At 66.2% G+C, this 16,978-nt stretch carries 18 protein-coding genes; 12 read left to right on the top strand and 6 right to left on the bottom strand.

Going from position 1 to position 16,978, the window contains the following annotated elements; translation table 11 throughout:
* Window positions 1-45 precede the first annotated feature (45 nt).
* A complete protein-coding gene (locus ACQPZ2_RS38745) occupies window positions 46-558 on the bottom strand; it encodes an Lrp/AsnC family transcriptional regulator (RefSeq protein WP_433522930.1) in 513 nt (170 codons plus the stop codon).
* A gap of 146 nt (window positions 559-704) precedes the next feature.
* Here ACQPZ2_RS38745 and pdhA point away from each other — a divergent pair, with 146 nt between their 5' ends.
* From pdhA to ACQPZ2_RS38730, 3 genes are read left to right on the top strand one after another with little or no spacing between them, the layout of a single operon-like run.
* Complete coding sequence (gene pdhA / locus ACQPZ2_RS38740) at window positions 705-1,817, top strand: pyruvate dehydrogenase (acetyl-transferring) E1 component subunit alpha (protein ID WP_433522929.1); 1,113 nt, start codon at window positions 705-707, stop codon at window positions 1,815-1,817.
* A complete protein-coding gene (locus tag ACQPZ2_RS38735) occupies window positions 1,814-2,785 on the top strand; it encodes an alpha-ketoacid dehydrogenase subunit beta (protein WP_433522928.1) in 972 nt (323 codons plus the stop codon). Before pdhA ends, ACQPZ2_RS38735 begins: the two co-directional genes overlap by 4 nt.
* A gap of 25 nt (window positions 2,786-2,810) precedes the next feature.
* Window positions 2,811-4,160 (top strand): dihydrolipoamide acetyltransferase family protein, encoded by a 1,350-nt coding sequence (locus ACQPZ2_RS38730; protein WP_433522927.1) that lies wholly within the window; start codon window positions 2,811-2,813, stop codon window positions 4,158-4,160.
* Here ACQPZ2_RS38730 and ACQPZ2_RS38725 read toward each other — a convergent pair whose 3' ends face one another.
* Window positions 4,161-4,844 carry a DUF899 domain-containing protein gene (locus tag ACQPZ2_RS38725; RefSeq protein ID WP_433522926.1) on the bottom strand — a complete coding sequence of 228 codons (684 nt, stop codon included), beginning with the start codon at window positions 4,842-4,844 and terminating at the stop codon, window positions 4,161-4,163.
* A 284-nt stretch (window positions 4,845-5,128) separates the two neighbouring features.
* Here ACQPZ2_RS38725 and ACQPZ2_RS38720 point away from each other — a divergent pair, with 284 nt between their 5' ends.
* Both ACQPZ2_RS38720 and ACQPZ2_RS38715 read left to right on the top strand, forming a co-directional pair.
* Window positions 5,129-5,491: a hypothetical protein gene (locus ACQPZ2_RS38720; protein WP_040687025.1), complete on the top strand. Its 363-nt coding sequence runs from the start codon at window positions 5,129-5,131 to the stop codon at window positions 5,489-5,491.
* Window positions 5,492-5,564: 73 nt separating this feature from the next.
* On the top strand, window positions 5,565-6,287 hold the full coding sequence (locus ACQPZ2_RS38715) for an HNH endonuclease family protein (protein ID WP_433522925.1): 723 nt from the start codon (window positions 5,565-5,567) through the stop codon (window positions 6,285-6,287).
* A 4-nt stretch (window positions 6,288-6,291) separates the two neighbouring features.
* On the opposite strand, the gene ACQPZ2_RS38710 is transcribed toward ACQPZ2_RS38715, so the two are convergent.
* Entirely contained in the window at window positions 6,292-7,110 is an 819-nt protein-coding gene (locus ACQPZ2_RS38710; RefSeq protein WP_433527637.1) for a sulfurtransferase, read from the bottom strand.
* Between the two features lie 274 nt (window positions 7,111-7,384).
* Between ACQPZ2_RS38710 and ACQPZ2_RS38705 the strand changes: the two genes are divergently transcribed.
* The 4 genes from ACQPZ2_RS38705 to ACQPZ2_RS38690 are packed head-to-tail and all read left to right on the top strand — an operon-like array spanning window position 7,385 to window position 12,818.
* Entirely contained in the window at window positions 7,385-8,602 is a 1,218-nt protein-coding gene (locus ACQPZ2_RS38705; RefSeq protein WP_433522924.1) for a benzoate/H(+) symporter BenE family transporter, read from the top strand.
* A gap of 34 nt (window positions 8,603-8,636) precedes the next feature.
* Window positions 8,637-9,044: a DUF3224 domain-containing protein gene (locus ACQPZ2_RS38700; RefSeq protein ID WP_433522923.1), complete on the top strand. Its 408-nt coding sequence runs from the start codon at window positions 8,637-8,639 to the stop codon at window positions 9,042-9,044.
* Window positions 9,045-9,099: 55 nt separating this feature from the next.
* Complete coding sequence (locus tag ACQPZ2_RS38695; RefSeq protein ID WP_433522922.1) at window positions 9,100-12,054, top strand: DEAD/DEAH box helicase; 2,955 nt, start codon at window positions 9,100-9,102, stop codon at window positions 12,052-12,054.
* The gene (locus tag ACQPZ2_RS38690; protein WP_433522921.1) at window positions 12,051-12,818 is read left to right on the top strand and encodes an SWIM zinc finger family protein; all 768 of its coding nucleotides are present in this window, start codon (window positions 12,051-12,053) and stop codon (window positions 12,816-12,818) included. The genes ACQPZ2_RS38695 and ACQPZ2_RS38690 overlap by 4 nt, the downstream gene beginning before the upstream one ends.
* 7 nt (window positions 12,819-12,825) lie before the next feature.
* Here ACQPZ2_RS38690 and ACQPZ2_RS38685 read toward each other — a convergent pair whose 3' ends face one another.
* The gene (locus ACQPZ2_RS38685; RefSeq protein WP_433522920.1) at window positions 12,826-13,296 is read right to left on the bottom strand and encodes an LIC_13387 family protein; all 471 of its coding nucleotides are present in this window, start codon (window positions 13,294-13,296) and stop codon (window positions 12,826-12,828) included.
* 66 nt (window positions 13,297-13,362) lie between these two features.
* On the opposite strand from ACQPZ2_RS38685, the gene ACQPZ2_RS38680 reads away from it, so the two are divergent.
* Both ACQPZ2_RS38680 and ACQPZ2_RS38675 read left to right on the top strand, forming a co-directional pair.
* Window positions 13,363-13,887: a TetR/AcrR family transcriptional regulator gene (locus ACQPZ2_RS38680; protein WP_433522919.1), complete on the top strand. Its 525-nt coding sequence runs from the start codon at window positions 13,363-13,365 to the stop codon at window positions 13,885-13,887.
* Window positions 13,884-14,645 (top strand): helical backbone metal receptor, encoded by a 762-nt coding sequence (locus ACQPZ2_RS38675; RefSeq protein WP_433522918.1) that lies wholly within the window; start codon window positions 13,884-13,886, stop codon window positions 14,643-14,645. The genes ACQPZ2_RS38680 and ACQPZ2_RS38675 overlap by 4 nt, the downstream gene beginning before the upstream one ends.
* A 51-nt stretch (window positions 14,646-14,696) precedes the next feature.
* Here the strand turns inward: ACQPZ2_RS38675 and ACQPZ2_RS38670 are convergent, their stop codons facing one another.
* On the bottom strand, window positions 14,697-15,770 hold the full coding sequence (locus tag ACQPZ2_RS38670; protein ID WP_433522917.1) for an amidohydrolase family protein: 1,074 nt from the start codon (window positions 15,768-15,770) through the stop codon (window positions 14,697-14,699).
* A gap of 73 nt (window positions 15,771-15,843) precedes the next feature.
* Window positions 15,844-16,473: a TetR/AcrR family transcriptional regulator gene (locus ACQPZ2_RS38665; RefSeq protein ID WP_063046717.1), complete on the bottom strand. Its 630-nt coding sequence runs from the start codon at window positions 16,471-16,473 to the stop codon at window positions 15,844-15,846.
* A 101-nt stretch (window positions 16,474-16,574) separates the two neighbouring features.
* Between ACQPZ2_RS38665 and ACQPZ2_RS38660 the strand changes: the two genes are divergently transcribed.
* The gene (locus tag ACQPZ2_RS38660) at window positions 16,575-16,976 is read left to right on the top strand and encodes a Dabb family protein (protein ID WP_433522916.1); all 402 of its coding nucleotides are present in this window, start codon (window positions 16,575-16,577) and stop codon (window positions 16,974-16,976) included.
* Window positions 16,977-16,978 lie beyond the last annotated feature (2 nt).

Below are 16,978 nucleotides of genomic sequence, written 5' to 3'. Positions count from 1 at the left end.
CTTGCGAGTCTTGGAAACCGAGAACTCGCCGACAATGCCGCCGGATCAGGCTCGTAGCGAGCGATCGGCGGATCCGGCCAGGCGATCCAGCAGTGGAGCCGTGCGCGGTCCGACGAATTGCTGCATCACCAATGCCATATTGGTGCGTTCCACCCCGGGAATCTTCAAGATCTGCCCGGCGATCCGGTACAGATCGTCCGCATCCCGCGCCACCACCCGCACGGTGAGATCGGTCAGGCCGGTCATGCCGCACACCTCGGTCACCTCCGGCACCCGGGCGAGTTCGGCGACCACCGAATCCAATCGGTGCTGATCGACGACGACGGCGACGAAGGCCGCCAGCGGGTAGCCCAGCGCGTGCGGTTGCACTCGACGTTCGAAGCTGGCGAGCACACCGCTCGCCTCCCAGCGCGACAACCGCGCCTGCACGGTATTGCGGGACAACCCGAGCCGGGTCGCCAGCTCGACACCGGTCGCGCGTGGGTTGGCGACCAGCTCGAGCAACAGTCGCGCGTCGGTGGCGTCCAGGGTCGCGTCGGCGGGTTCTCTACTGGTCATACAACGCAGTATGACATCAGTTCGCGGGAAAGAATTGGGCATTCTGCTTACTCGCGTGTTGATCACTTGCGCACTTCGCCTACTCGTGGATGCTATGTGATATAGGGCACACCAGCCCTGCGCTCATGGTCAGGAGGCGATCCCGAATGACGAACAAATCCGACTATCCGGTTCAGTTGGTGCAACCCGACGGCCGCCGCGTATTCGACCGGGAACACGCGGCCCTGATCGCCGATATCGGGCCCGCACAGCTGCGCGCGATGTACACGGACCTGGTCGTGACCCGCCGGATCGACACCGAGGCAACCGCTCTGCAACGCCAGGGCCAGCTCGGACTGTGGGCGCCGATGATCGGGCAGGAGGCCGCCCAGGTCGGCTCGGCATACGCGTTGCGCCCCGACGACTACGTCTTCTGCAGCTACCGCGAGCACGCCGTCGCCTACTGCCGCGGCGTCCATCCCAACGAACTCACCCGGATGTGGCGCGGGGTCGCGCACTCCTGCTGGGATCCCGAAGCGGTCAATATGACCAACCCGAATATCATCGTCGGCTCGCAGGGCCTGCATGCGACCGGTTACGCCTATGCCGCCCACCTCGACGGTGCGGAGATCGCGACCATCGCCTACTTCGGCGACGGCGCGTCGAGCCAGGGTGATCTCGCCGAGGCATTGGGCTTCGCCGCGAGTTGGGGCGCGCCGGTCGTCTTCTTTTGTCAGAACAACCACTGGGCGATCAGTTCCCCGGTCCGCATCCAGAGCGCGACCCCGATCGCGCGGCGCGCCTACGGGTATGGAATTCCCGGCCTCCAGGTCGACGGCAATGATGTGCTCGCCGTCCTCGCGGTCACCAGGCAGGCCGCCGTCCGCGCCCGCACCGGTGGTGGACCGTCGTTCATCGAGGCGCTCACCTACCGGATGGGTCCCCACACCACCGCGGACGATCCGACGCGCTACCGCTCCGCCGCCGAGACCGAGGAGTGGGCGCGCCGCGATCCGATCGCGCGGCTGCGCAAGCTGCTGGAACGTGAGTCTCTATGGGACAACGCATTCGAGCGCCATGTCGATGCGACCGCCGGCGAAGTCGCGCAACAGGTGCGCACCGCGACCATCGATATGCCGGATCCGGCGCCGACACAACTGTTCGATCACGTCTATGCCACCCCGCATCCGCTGATCACCCAGGAGCGGAACGAGTACGCGGAGTATCTGTCCGGCGATCCCGGTGACAGTGCCGCGCGACCGGAAGGAGTCCCCACATGATCACGACCTTCGCCGCAGCGCTCAATGCCGGGCTGCGGCGGGCCATGGACGACGATCCGAAAGTCGTTCTGATGGGCGAGGATATCGGCCGCCTCGGCGGGGTGTTCCGGGTAACCGATACGCTGCAAAAGGATTTCGGAAACAATCGCGTCATCGATACGCCGCTGGCCGAATCCGGTATTGTCGGAACGGCTTTCGGCATGGCGCTGCGCGGCTACCGCCCGGTCTGCGAGATTCAATTCGACGGCTTCGTCTATCCGGCCTTCGACCAGATCGTTTCGCACGTCGCCAAGATCCACTACCGGACGCAGGGAAAAGTGATCGCGCCCATCACGATTCGCATTCCGTTCGGCGGTGGAATCGGTTCGGTGGAGCATCACTCCGAGTCGCCGGAGGCGTATTTCGCCCACACCGCGGGACTGCGCGTCGTGACGCCGAGCAATCCCGCCGACGCGTATTTCATGATCCGCCAGGCTATCGCGCTCGATGATCCGGTGATCTTCTTCGAACCCAAGCGGCGCTACTGGGATAAGGCCGAGATCGATTTCGATGCCGAGGCCATGCCGTTGGACCGGGCCCGCGTCTGCGTCAGCGGTACCGATGCCACCGTCCTCGCCTACGGCGGCACCGTCGCCTCGGCCATTACCGCCGCGAAAATCGCTGCCGAGGAAGGGCATTCGCTCGAGGTGATCGATCTGCGCAGCTTGTCGCCGATCGATTTCGACACCATCGAGGCCTCGGTGGCCAAGACCGGCAGGTTGATCGTGACGCACGAAGCGCCGGTCTTCGGCGGGCTCGGCGCCGAGATCGCCGCGCGGATCGCCGAGCGCTGCTTCTACTACCTGGAGGCGCCGGTGCTGCGCGTCGGTGGCTTCGACATCCCCTACCCCCCGGCTAAGCTCGAAAAGCACCACCTGCCCGATCCGGACCGCATCCTCGCCGCGGTCGATCGCTCACTCGCCGCCTGACTACCGCTCACTGAGAGGTGCCCCAGTGGAAGATCGTGCCCCCGAGGATGATCAGGGAAATATCCTGGAATTCCGGCTACCCGATCTCGGCGAGGGACTGGCCGATGCGGAGTTGGTGTCGTGGTCGGTGGGCGTCGGCGACACCGTGCAGCTGAATCAGACGATCGCCGACGTGGAGACGGCCAAGGCGGTGGTCTCGCTGCCGTCGCCGTTTTCGGGCACGGTGATCGAATTGCTCGCTCGGCCCGGCGAGACGGTCGCGGTGGGGGCGCCGCTGATCCGGGTGCGCAATGATCTGGCGGTCGCGCAGGAGGGGGCGAACGGGCGGACGTCGGTGCTGGTCGGATACGGGCCCGATGATGAGACGGTGTCCCGGCGACGCAGCAGGGTTGCGGAACCGACCGCGCCGCAGGAGGGTTCGGCCGCTGAGCCGGTCGAGTCGGGAATGGCCAGGGCTGCGGCGACACCCGGTGCGCGCAAACTCGCCAAGGAACTCGGCATCGACCTCTGGTACGTCGCGGGTTCGGGCCCCGACGGTGCGGTCACGGTCGAGGATGTGCGCGGGGCGGTCCCGGTATCGCAGCCGCGCGCCGCGCCGACCCGCGCCGACGGCCCGGCCGCGCCGCCGACGCCATCGGTCACCGATCCGAATGCGGGCATCATTCGCCCCGCGACCCGCGAGGAACGCACGCCGATCAGCGGCATCCGCAAACGCACCGCGGCCGCAATGGTGGCGAGCGCGCGCACCATCCCACAGGCCAGCACCTTCGTCACCATCGACTTCACCGCATCGATGGAACTGCTCGACCACCTGCGCACCACCAAATCCTTCGAGGGCCTGACGCTGACGCCATTGGCCCTGGTCACCAAATCCGTCCTAGCCGCCCTCGCGGAATATCCCGGCATCAACGCATTCTGGGACGAGGCGAATCAGCAGATCGTCACCAAGCACTATGTGAATCTCGGTATCGCGGTCGCCACCGAACGCGGCCTGTTGGTGCCCAATCTCAAGGAAGCCCAGGCATTGAGCCTGCGCGACCTGTGCCGGGAGATCGGCTGGCTCGCCGAGACGGCGCGTTCGGGCAGCGCCACCCCGACCGACCTGCGCGGCGGCACCTTCACCATCACCAATGTCGGCGTCTTCGGGGTCGACGCCGGTGTTCCGCTGGTCAATCCGGGTGAGGCCGCGATCCTGTGCCTCGGCTCGATTCGCAAGCGCCCCTGGGTATTCCGCGACGAACTCGCCATCCGGTGGGTCACCACCATCGGCATCAGTTTCGACCACCGGATGGTCGACGGTGAGCTGGCAGCGCGCTTCCTCGCGACCGTCGCCGGATTGCTCGAGGATCCGCTCACGCTATTGGGCCGGATGTAGTCACGCCCCCGGGTCGCCGTAGTGCGCGGCGATGTCTTCGGAGCCGCTCCATCGGCTGTAGGTCGGCGACTGCGGCCACCCCTCGGGCGAGTCCTGCCACTGCTCCTGCCGCCCGTACGGCAGCACGTCGATCAGCGCGAAGCTGTGACTCAGCTGCTCGGTGCCACGGCCGTTGGTGTGCCAGGTGCGATAGACCGTGTCGCCGTCGCGCAGGAATACGTTGACCGCGAATCCGCCGCCGGGCGGTGCGCCGACGTCGGTGCCGAATGGACTGTTCGCCGTGGAATACCAGGCCATTTTGTTCCCGACCCGCCGCTTGTACGCGAGTGCCTCGTCGATCGGCCCCTGGGTGACGATGACGAACCGGGCATCGTAGTTGTCCAGGAACTCCAACCGGGTGAACTGCGAGGTGAACCCGGTACAACCACCGCACTGCCACTTCTCGCCAGGAAACCACATGTGGTTGTAGACGATCAGCTGTGACTTACCGTCGAAGATGTCCGCCAGCCGGACCGATCCCTCCTCGCCCTCGAGGGTGTATTCGGGCATTTCGACCATCGGCAGGCGCCGCCGCTGGGCGGCGATCGCATCGAGTTCTCGGGTCGCTGCCTTCTCCCGGACGCGCAGCTCATCGAGTTGGCGCTGCCAGGTGCCGGCATCGACGACGGGCGGCAGGGCATTCATGACTGCGCCTCGCTGGCGTTCGGCTCCGTCATGACCGCCCTGGGCGCTGTGTTGATTCTTCGCTCGCTGCGCTCGCTCATGTGAGAGTCCTCCCTGATCGTGTTGCCTTTGCGGATATAGACGCGGCCCGGTCGCCGAACTAATCGGTCGCCGGAAAAATCCCTGAACTCGCCGAGATGAACCAGTTACTACCCCTTGGCACCATTTTCGGAACATACTGGTATATCCGCTGGTCATCGCATGAGAACCGCAGTTGGGCGTCAACGGAAAGCGGAGGGCAAAGCATGACGATTCTGCTCCAGGTACTCGAGCAGAGCTTCACGCCGACCACGCCGTGGGAACGGCGCAAATTCACCTTTGTCAATGCCGACAAGATCGTCGGCATGCGACTGGACGGACAGTCCGGCGTCTGGCTCGACCTGTCCCGGCCCGGTGAATCACAGCGGCTGGCCCGAACCCTGGACCCGCGTGACGCCGTCACGTTCCTGCTCACCACCTTCGCGAAGATCGCCGAGTGCGAGGAGCGCGGTGGTTCGTGGCTGATCGGACACGACGGCGCGCACACCGAGTCCATTGTGGCCACCAGATTCCCACCCCGGTCCAGTGAAGTCGCCAATGACGATCTGCTGGCTCGCGCCTGGCTGTAGGTCCTGACCGGCTCCGAGGCGCTTTTCCAGCTGTGTTCTGCGAATGTCGGTCCATACGGGTACATCTGGCACCGTGCGTGCCGACATCCGACGATGGCTGCCTGCCCTGATCGGGGCGGCGCTGTTCGCGCTGCCCGGATGCGCCGAGGTGAGCGGTGGTCCGGTCGCGCCCGCATCCGGCAGCGGGGAGGGGGAACTCAGCCCGACCCGGGTTCAACTCGGGCAGTTGTTGGCATCGGTGCGAATCGTTGCCGCCCGGGGACATCCCGGCGGTTATGAGCGCGGCTGCAAGGAAGGTCAGCGGTGCGCATTCGGACCGTCATGGACCGATGACTACGACGGCCCCGGCGGTCACGACGGCTGCGATACCCGCAACAACGTACTGAGCGCGCAGCTGACCGTGGTGAGCTTCCGGCCGGATACCCACGACTGCGTGGTCACCGCGGGCACACTCGACGATCCGTACACCGGCAAGCGGATCGCTTTCAGCAAGGCCGATGCGGGCGATATCCAGATCGACCACGTTTATCCGCTGGCCGCGGCCTGGGATATGGGTGCGGTGTCCTGGCCGCTCGAGCGGCGGGTGCGTTTCGCCAACGATATCGACGTGAATCTGCTGGCCACCGCGGCGAGTGTCAACCAGGCCAAGGGTGACAGCACCCCGTCCGAATGGACGCCGCGCACGAACCGTTGTTTTTATGCGGGCAAATACCTGACGGTCGCGGTCCGGTACGACCTACCGGTGACCGCTGCGGACAATGCCGCACTGAACGACATTGCCCGCTCATGCCCGTAGCGAGCTATGTCCCGGTGGCGACCGGGCGTTTCGGGTCGTTCGACCATTGCGACCACGAGCCCGGATACAGCGCCGCTTCGATGCCTGCGGCGGCGAGTGCCGCGATCTGGTGGGCGGCGGTCACCCCCGAGCCGCAATAGACCGCGACCGGCCCGGACCCGAATGCGGCGAAGCGATCTTGCAAAACGTCCACGCTCCGGAACCGTCCGTCGGCGTCGAGGTTCTCCGCGGTCGGTGCGCTGATCGCGCCCGGAATGTGGCCCGCCTGCGGATCGACCGGTTCCACCTCGCCGCGGTAGCGTTCGCCCGCGCGCGCGTCGAGCAGTACACCGGACCACTTGGCGGCCGCATCGGCATTGATGACCGGCAGCTGCCCCGGATTCACCTCGACGTCACCGAGTTCGGGATCGTCCTCCTCGCCGGAGGCGATCGCACCGCCCGAACCGGTCCACGCGGGCAGTCCGCCGTCGAGAATCCGCACGTCCGCGATTCCGGCCCAGCGCAGCAGCCACCAGGCCCGCGCCGCGGCCATACCGCCCGTCGCGTCGTAGACGACCACCGGATCGCCGGTCCGTAGACCCCAGCTGCGTGCGCATTTTTCGAGCTGCGCGGGATCGGGCAGCGGATGCCGCCCGCGCGCGGGTGATGGCGGTGCGGCCAGTTCGGTCTCGAGATCGACGAAGACCGCGCCGGGAATATGTCCGTCCAGATAGTGCTGCGGGCCGTCCGGATCACCGAGCGCCCACCGCACATCGAGTAGACGAACCCGCTTGTCCGCCAATACTTCCCGAAGCTCATCCGCCGAGATCAGCACCGCGCTCAACAAGCTCTGTTCCGCCTCTCTGTTCCGCCTCCCCGAATATTCAGGCCATACTAGTAAGAGCCGCTATGCCTGCGTACAGGTCCTGCGTCATGTGCCACATCAGTTTTGGGTGTACCCGGCGAGTTACCCATGTACACGCCAAATAAGTTGGTACGTCCACGTTCGAATTGAATGCGGTTTCGGCGATTCACCCTAGCCGGATGCCACGCAATTCAGTCCAGTTTCCGGGGACTGGCTGTGACAACTGGACTGATGACCGGGGAGGATTCCAGAAATGTTCAGGCTTTCCCCGGCGCTCGCCGACACTCCGACACCGGTCCACCGTGAGGCGCGGCTCGCGCAGCCGGTCGGGGCCGGTGTCGTCACCGCGCTGGTCGGATTCACCAGCTCATTCGCGGTGGTGCTGAGCGGGTTGACGGCGGTCGGGGCCACCCCGGCACAGGCGGCGTCGGGACTGCTCGCGCTCTGCCTCACGCTGGCCATCGGGATGATGCTGCTCAGTTATCGATATCGGTTGCCGATCACACTGGCTTGGTCGACGCCGGGTGCGGCACTGCTCGCCGGCACCGGTTCGGTCGCCGGTGGCTGGGCCGCGGCGGTCGGGGCGTTCGCGATAACCGGTGTGCTGATCGTGATCACCGGACTGTGGCAGCGGCTCGGCAATCTGGTGGCCGCGATTCCGGTGGAGATCGCGCAGGCCATGCTCGCCGGTGTGCTGTTGCCGCTGTGTCTCGCGCCGGTGAAGGCCGTGCAGGCCAGTCCGGCGGTGGTGGTGCCGGTGATCGTGGTCTGGCTGGTGCTGCAGCGATTCGCCAAGCGCTGGGCGGTGATCGCGGCCTTCGCGACCGCGGCGATCGGGGCGGGGATCAGTATCGCGGTGCAGCACAAGCATCTCGATCTCGCGGCGATGCGCCCCTCGCTCGAACTGACAGTGCCGCACTGGAGTTGGCAGGCGATGATCGGTATCGCCATTCCGCTCTACATCGTCACCATGGCCTCGCAGAACATTCCGGGCACCGCCGTGATGAAGTCCTTCGATTACCAAATCCCTTGGCGCGCTTCGATGTCCGTCACCGGTATCGGCACGATTCTGGGCGCACCGGCCGGTGGGCACGCCATCAACCTGGCCGCGATCAGTGCCGCGCTCTCGGCCGCGCCCGCCGCCCATCCGGATCCGAAGCGTCGCTGGATCGCGGCCTGCACCGCGGGTGCCTCCTATCTGATTCTCGCCCTCGGCTCGGCGGCGCTGGTCACCCTGATCGCCACCGCGCCCAAGGGCACGCTGGAAACCGTTGCGGGCCTTGCCCTGCTGGCGACTCTCGCGGCCGCCCTTGCCGGTGCCCTGAAATCCGAACAGCACCGCGAGGCGGGCGTTGTCACCTTCCTGATCGCCGCGTCCGGTGTCGGGTTCCTCGGCATCGGCGCGGCCTTCTGGGCACTGGTCGTCGGTCTTGTCGTGCGCAAGGTCCTCGCCCACCGCAAAGACTCGTGAAAAGTTGTCGGTACCTGCCGTTACGCTGCGCCGCATGAAAGCAATCGGCACCTTCTCCGTCGCCTCCTTCACCCCAACCGATGTCGTGCCGGATCCGGCCATCGCCACCGCGCTGCCGGTCGGCATCGCGCAGATCGAGAAGGAGTTCGCGGGCGAGGTCACCGGACGGTCCGCGACTCTCTTCACCGCCGCCTTCGACCAGGCGACGGGTGCGGGGACTTATGTCGCCATGGAATCGTTCGAGGGCGCGCTGCACGATCGCGCGGGCAGCTTCAACTTCGCGCATTCGGCGACCACCCTCGGCACCGACCGCACGGCCGAGTTCTTCACCATCGTGCCGACCAGCGGCACCGGTGGGCTGACCGGTATCACCGGCACCGGTGGTCTCACCGTCGACACCGACGGTGTGCACCAGATCTGGTTCGATTACGAACTCGACTGAGCAGCGGGCGAGGATGGCCGCGGCGTCTGTCGGACCCGCCTGATTGGATGGGGTGATGCTGCACGGTCTGTGGTCGCCGGGATCGGGCTTGCTGCTCTGGCAGGAGGCCCCGGTCGCGCTACCCGAACCGTTGGGCGGGGTGCTGACGGCGTCGAAGTTCCGGCATCGGGCGCAGGTGCTCGTCAGCGGGTCGCAGGGGGCGACCGAGCAGGTCAGGGCGCATGCGATGGTGCCGGCCGCGGCCGCGGTCGCGCTGCGCCAGCGGCTGCCGGTCGACGCGGTTTCGGGGGATCTGCGGTTTCTCGCGCACGTGGCGCACGGTGTCGAGCGGTGGGTGCGGGCCGGGCGGGTGGTGCCCGAGCTGCGCCGCGACGACGGGCAGTGGTGGGTGCGCTGGCGGTTGGTCGGCGGCGAGCGTCAGCGGGCCTGGCTGGCGGAGTTGGCGGTGGCCATGCCGCCCGCACTGCGCGTCGCGGGGAAGCCGGGGATGCTGCTCGAGGATATGATCACCGAACTCGCCGATCCGATCGTCCGGGAGTTGATGGATCCGCCGCCGTCGGCGCATCCGCTGGTGGCCGCGCTCATCGATGATGTCGCCCTGGATGGCGGCAGCCATCAGCTGGCCGAGGTGCTGGAACGCTGGCGGGCGAGTCTGACCGGGGACGAGCCCGAGTTGGTGCTGCGCCTGCTGGAGCCCGAGGGCGATATCGCGCTCGGCGAGGCCGGTACCGATGCCGATGACGTGGTGGCGCTGTGGCGACTGCAGGTCTGTCTGCGTGCCGATGGCGAAGCGCCGAATCCGGTTCCGCTGCTGGGTGATCCGGTGCTGGTCCGCACCGCGATCGAGAAGCTGGGGGAGGCGACGCGGGCCTATCCGCGCCTGCGCGACCTGCCGAACGATCCGCAGTCGATGGACCTGCTGCTGCCGACCGAGGTGGTCGCGGACCTGGTCGAACACGGTGGACATGCGCTGCAGGCGGCGGGTGTGCGGCTGCTGCTGCCGCGCGCTTGGAATATCAGCGCCCCGACCATGCGGCTGCGCGTGGAGAGCGGCGTACCCGCCGCCGAGAGCACGGTCGGCATGCGCGGACTCGTCTCCTATCGTTGGGAACTCGCCCTCGGCGATACCGTGCTGACCAAGGCCGAGATGGAACGGCTGGTCCGCTCGAAATCGGATCTGGTGCAGCTGCGCGGCGAATGGGTGCAGGCCGACCACAAGGTGCTGGCCGCTGCCGCACGCTATGTCGCCGCCCATCTCGACGACACCGAAATCACCTTCGCCGATCTGGTCGGCGAACTCGTCACCGGCCATGTCGAGAAGGTTCCGATCACCGAGGTGAGCGCAACCGGTTGGGCCGCGGACCTTTTGGACCAGACCCGCGACGCGGTTCCGGTGAGTGCGCCGGTCGGTTTGAAAGCGCAGTTGCGGCCGTATCAGGAGCGTGGGTTGGCCTGGCTTGCCACCATGAGTCGCTACGGGGTGGGCGGAATCCTGGCCGACGACATGGGCCTGGGTAAGACCGTGCAGGTCTTGGCGCTCTTGGTACATGAACGCGAGGTCGATCGCCAACTGACGCAACGGCACACCGGTACTGCGCGGTCCGAGGACGCGCAGGTCGTTTCGCTGCGCGATGTGAGGCAGCGGGGTGCAGCGCTTCGCCGGGACGACCGCGACGCGCGCGCTAGCGGGCAGGAGTCACCGGATGGCGACGGTGCGCCAGGGCCGACCCTGCTCGTGAGCCCGATGTCGGTCGTCGGCAACTGGCAGCGCGAGGCGGAGCGATTCGCCCCCGATCTGCGGATTTTGGTGCACCACGGTGTCGGCCGCAAGTCGGGCGCGGATCTGGACGAAGCCGTTGCGGACGCGGACCTGGTGATCACCACCTATTCGCTCCTGGCGAGGGACGCGGCCGAATTGGCGCGGCAGCAGTGGGATCGCGTGGTGCTCGACGAGGCGCAGCACATCAAGAACGCGGGGACCAGACAGGCGAAGGCGGCGCGGGCGCTACCTGCCCGACATCGGTTGGCGCTCACCGGAACTCCGGTGGAGAACCGCCTCGAAGAATTGCGCTCGATTCTGGACTTCACAATGCCGAAGGTGCTCGGTAGCGCACAGACTTTCCGTGCTCGGTTCGCCGTGCCGATCGAACGCGATCGGGACGAGAACGCCATCAGCCGGCTGCGCACCGTCACGCAGCCGTTCGTGCTGCGCCGGGTGAAAACCGATCCCGCCGTCATCAGCGATCTGCCGGAGAAGCTGGAGATGACGGTGCGCGCCAACCTGACCGTGGAGCAGGCGGCGCTGTACCAGGCGGTCGTCGACGACATGATGGCCAAACTGAAGGATGCGAAGGGTATGGCGCGCAAGGGCGCGGTGCTCGGCGCGCTGACCAGGCTCAAACAGGTCTGCAACCATCCCGCGCATTTCCTCGGCGACGGCTCCGGCGTGCTGCACCGCGGCAGTCACCGCTCCGGCAAGCTCGCCCTGGTGGAGGATGTCCTCGATGCGGTACTGGCAGATGGCGAGAAGGCATTGCTGTTCACCCAGTTCCGCGAATTCGGCGAGCTCATCGCGCCCTATCTGATCGAGCGCTTCGGTACGAAGATTCCGTTCCTGCACGGTGGCGTGCCGAAGAAGCACCGCGACACCATGGTCGAGCGCTTCCAGGAACCGGACGGCCCACCGCTGATGCTGTTGTCGCTCAAGGCCGGTGGCACCGGCCTGAACCTCACGGCGGCCAACCATGTTGTGCACCTGGATCGTTGGTGGAATCCGGCCGTCGAGAACCAAGCGACCGACCGCGCCTTCCGGATCGGTCAGCAGCGCAATGTGCAGGTGCGCAAACTGATCTGCGTCGACACCATCGAGGAGAAGATCGACGAAATGATCAGCGGCAAACGCCAACTCGCCGATCTGGCCATCGGTGCGGGCGAGAACTGGATCACCGAATTGAGCACCGACGAACTGCACCGGCTCTTCGCCCTCGGCGCGGAGGCGGTCGGCGATTGAGTCCGTTCGAGGATTACAGCAAGTACGGCAAACGCCGCCCGGTGCGCGGCGGGGTCGAAGCACGCAGCCGCCGTGGCGGATTCGGACGAACCTGGTGGGGCAAGGCGCTGATCGAGGCGGTCGAGCAAATGGCCGAACCCGGTCGACTCGCCCGCGGCCGCACCTACGCCCGAGCCGGGCAGGTCGTCAGCTATCGGATCGAACCCGGTGCGGTTACCGCGGAAGTCCAAGGGAGTCAGCCGCGCCCGTTCACCTCGGTATTCGCCATCCGGCCACTGCGCGACGAGGAACTCGAACTGCTCATCGAGACCATCCGGACCACGCCGGGTGTACTGGCCGAAATCGCCTCCGGTGCTTTGCCGACGAGCCTCGGCGAACATCTGCTCCCGACCACGGCCGCCGATCTCGACTTCTCCTGCACCTGTCCGGATCCCGGCTGGCCGTGCAAGCATGTGGCCGCGGTCTGCTATCTGCTCGCCGAACGTCTGGATGAGCGTCCTCGTGAAATCCTCACCCTGCGCGGCCTCGACCTGGATACCCTCATCGTCGGCATCGAACGCGATACGACCCCGACAGTTTCCGACGACCCCTACGGCGACCGTATCCAACTGCCCGACCTCCCAAAGCTCGAATTCCGCCCCGCCATCGATGATCTGGACCCGACCTTGCTACGTCGCGCTCTGCGCATGATCGCCGAGGACGAATCGACGGCCGCGGCAGGGCTGCGCGACATCCGCGCGCTCTACGACGCCCTGGATCGCTGAGTTCGGTTCAACGCTGTTCGATCGGCCCGGCTATCAGCACGGCCGCAAAACACAGTGTGGCAATGCCGGACAGCACTATCACCGGCAGCGGAAAATACAGCGCGGCAATACAGCAGAGACCGCCCGCTGCCACCACGCAGCCGAGATTGAACAACGACCAGCGGGCGATCAACTGTGGCGCGGCCCGGACCGCGCTGATCACCAGTACCCCGAAAAGCAGCCCCAGCAGACCCATTCCGACGCTGTAGCCGGTATTCAGATCGAAGACGCTGACCCGTCTGTCACCGTCGAACAAGGCTGTGGGGGTGCGTCTGGACAATTCGTCGACCACCTCTTCGCCCGCGGAGTCGGGGCCGTTGAAGATGTGCACGACGAGCAGATGAACCGCTCCGATGAGGCCGATGAGCGTGGCACCAGCCATATGCACGGGTGCGGCCCACCGGGCGGATGTCCCGGTGTGTGTGGTTGGCGGGGTCATCGCGACCTCCCGTGAATTATGGTGCGCTCCAGAACAGAACAAAATTTATGTTATAGGCTGGCCAACGTGGCGGGCAAGGCATCATGGTTGGCATCAGGGCTGGTGATCCTCGGTACGGCCGGGCCGACCGGACTCACGATCGACAAGCTGGTCGCGGCGACCGGACTCAGCACCGGGTCCTTCTACCACCACTTTCCGGGTATGCCCAGCTACAAATCCGCTTTGCTGGCCTACTTCGAGGAAATGCACACCACGCGGTACCTGCGCGAGATCGCGGCCGCCGACCTCGATCCGCGCGGTCGGCTCGACCTGCTCATCGATCTGGTGCTCGAGGATGACGAGCCCGCCGCCATCGAGGTTGCCGTGCGGGCCTGGGCGCTGGACGACCCGATCGCGGCCGCGGCCAAGGAGCGCGTCGACGGTACCCGGCTCGGTGTGTTGCGCACGCTGCTCGCGGACTGCGGATACGCGGAAGCCGATGCCGAGCAAACGGCGCAGATTCTCTATCTGCTGGTTCTCGGCGCGGGCAATATGCTGCCGCCCGTGCCACCCGAACAGTTGCGTGTCCTCTGCCGTCGGGTGCTGTCATGATCGATGATCTGGGCGCGGCCGTGCGCATCGACCGCCCGGTGCGCCGGGTGGTGTCGCTGGTTCCGTCGCTGACCGAGGCCGTCGCGGTGAGTCGCCCCGAAGTCCTTGTCGCGGCGACGGATTGGTGCACCCACCCCGCGGACCTGGACGTCGAGCGGGTTCGCGGCACCAAGAATCCGAATGTGCGCCGAATCATCGAGCTCGCACCGGATCTGGTGCTGTGCAATCAGGAGGAGAACCGCCGCATCGATGTGCAGCGGCTGCGCGATGCGGGAATCCCGGTGTGGGTCACCAGAATCGAAACGCTGGACGAGGGTTTCGCCTCGCTGCGCCGACTTTTCACCGAAGCGCTCGACGGTCCGGTGCCCGGCTGGCTTGTCGAGGCCGAAATATCCTGGGCCGCACCAGCTCCCGCGCCGTCGCGCAGTACGGTCATTCCGATCTGGCGCAACCCCTGGATGGTGGTCGGCCACAACACCTTCACCGGTGACCTGGCGGCGCGCCTCGGCCTCCGGCTCGTGCACGTCGACCGCATCGAGCGTTATCCGCACGTCGCCGAGGACGAGCTGACTCGCGATGTCGAACTCGTCCTGCTCCCTGACGAGCCGTACGTATTCACCAGATCCGATGGTCCCGAGGCATTCCCCGGCTTGCCTGTCGCTTTGGTCGAAGGCCGTAGTCTCACCTGGTACGGCCCATCCCTGGCCACCGCTCGCGACACCCTGACCCGCGAAATCGCCGAAGCCTTCGTCCCTTGATCGAGCGGTGGTGCCGGGTCCGATCCCCGGGCCGCGAAGTTTCGGCCGGGTTCAGGATTCGATTCGGTAGGTCCGTTGGGCGTTGGTTCGGAAGATCTGCTCGAGCTGATCGTGTCTGCCGCCGTGCTCGGTGATTGCGGTGGCGATGAGCTCGACGCTGTCGGCGATGCTCGTAATCGGCTTGTCCACTGGGAAATTGGAGCCCCACAGCAGGCGGTCGGCGCCGAAGACTTCGTAGGCATGTGCGACGAGCGGACGAATTCGATCCAGCAGCACCGGAATCGGTGTCGACGTGCCGCGTGGTGGTACCGGGTGGCCGAGGATCGGCATCATCAAACCGCTGACTTTCGCTACCACATTGGGGTTTTCGGCGAGCGCGGTGAGATGGTCGCGCCAGCGGACGAATAGTTCCCGGCGCAGACTCGGATTCGTTCCGGTGTGTTTGCCGACCGGGCCGAAAATCCCTGCGGGCGTGGCGAGATGGTCGAGCACGATCGGGACTTCCGGATAACGTTCGGCAAGCGCCGTCACATCGGGTAGCGCATGCGAATACACCCAGGCCTCGAAAGACAACCCGCGCTCGGCAAGTGCCGTGAAACCGTTGAGGAATTCCTTGGTGGTGAGTGCGCTCTCGTGCTCGGTATAGGGCCGGACATCCGGATCGGGATGGTGCGCGACATGTGCGCGAATGCCGCGCACCAGCGGCGATGCGGCCATGTGGGCGTCGAGCAGCGCCGCGAAATCCGGTGCCGCCGGATCGGCATTCCCGATGATGGCGCCGAGCGCCGGATGGTCGCCGCCGAATGGCAGCCCGGCCACCCATTTCGTCTCATCGGCCCCGGCCAGCGCGCCCTTTCCGGTCCATCCGACCTCGATATGCACGATCGACTCGACCGGGACGCCGTCGGCATCCACGCGGTAATTCGCGGGCAGATATGGATTCGCATAAGCGGTCGGATCCCCGACGAACTCCCGATCCCGGCGCGGTGCCACCCGCTTGGCCCAATCGATCGGAATGGGCAGCATCCGGAGCAACTTGGCCGTCTGGCTGAATTCGCGCGGCGTGCGGAACGGATCCCACTGATGAATGTGGCTGTCGATAATCCGGATATTCGAGAGATGCATGTCCGCCGTCCCAACCACGCTGAAGGCCCTGACATCGCGATTGTCACACGCGCGCGGGCGGGCGCGTTCGGGTTCAGCGGGAACCGTAGGCGGACAGGAATGTCCGCACCGCCGCATCGGCGATATCGGCCTGCTCGGCGTCGCTCACCTCGCGAGTGCCGAGCCGGGACCGGGCCTCCAGCGGGGCGGTGAGCAGGGCGAGCAGCTGTTCGGCGGCCTGCGCAGGATCGTTGGTCCGCAGCCTGCCCGCAAGAGCGAGTCGCGCAAGTCGATCGGCCAGCGCCTCGGCAATGTGTCGCGAGGTGCGCTCCAGCACGGTGTCGGCCAGGTCCGGAAAGGCGGCGAGCTGCGCGTAGGTGAGCGCACGCAGCGAACGGGCGCGCTCGCCCGAGCATTCCGCGAGCAGCGCGCGCGCCGTCGCGGTGAGGGCGGCGGATAGATCGTCGCCCGGCTCGCGCAGGCGATCGATGATCGCGAGGGTTTCGGCGGCCACCGTGTCGGCGGCGGCCAGCACGGCGTGGCGGAAGAGGGTCTGCTTGTCATTGAGGTGGTTGTAGACCGTCGGTTTCGCGACGCCCGCCTCGTCCGCGATCTCCTGCACACAGGCCTTGTCGTAGCCGCGCCGCGCAAAGACGGTGAAGGCGACGTCCAGGATCGCCTGCCGCTTATCGATGCGCCCGCGCGCCGCCGTCGTACCTGTCACCCCTGCATGTTAGCGCCCGATTGAACTTATGGGTTCACTCTTGTGCATCTACCAGTCAGTTATCTAGATTGAACTCGCTAGTTCAAAACGAGGAGGTATCCATGATCGTTCATCTGTTGCGCTTCGGCTTCCGCGAAGAGACCACCGATGCGCAGAAGGCCGAGGTACTGGCGCTGATGAAGCGCACCGCATCGGTCGAATCGGTGTCCTTCGCGACCGTCGGCCAGAATCTCGGCGACGTGAGCGAAGGGCTGACCCATGCCTATTGCGTGGGCATCGAGGATCTGGACGCGATGGAGCGCTATATGCACGATCCGGTCCACCTCGCCGGTGATCCGCAGATCGTTCCGCACTTCCAGAAGATCGCCATCGGACCCGACGTATCGGATGAGCCGGACCCCGAACTGCGCGACAAGATCATGGCGCTGCACAACGCCAAGCTGGCGAAATACCCGGAGTGGGCGCGTCAGATGGACTCGATTCCAGAGGTGCGAATCTTCTGACG

Source organism: Nocardia pseudovaccinii (assembly GCF_050942345.1).
Lineage (GTDB): Bacteria > Actinomycetota > Actinomycetes > Mycobacteriales > Mycobacteriaceae > Nocardia > Nocardia pseudovaccinii.
The sequence above is the reverse complement of the archived record's forward strand: the minus strand, read 5'-3'. Positions and strand labels throughout refer to the sequence as shown.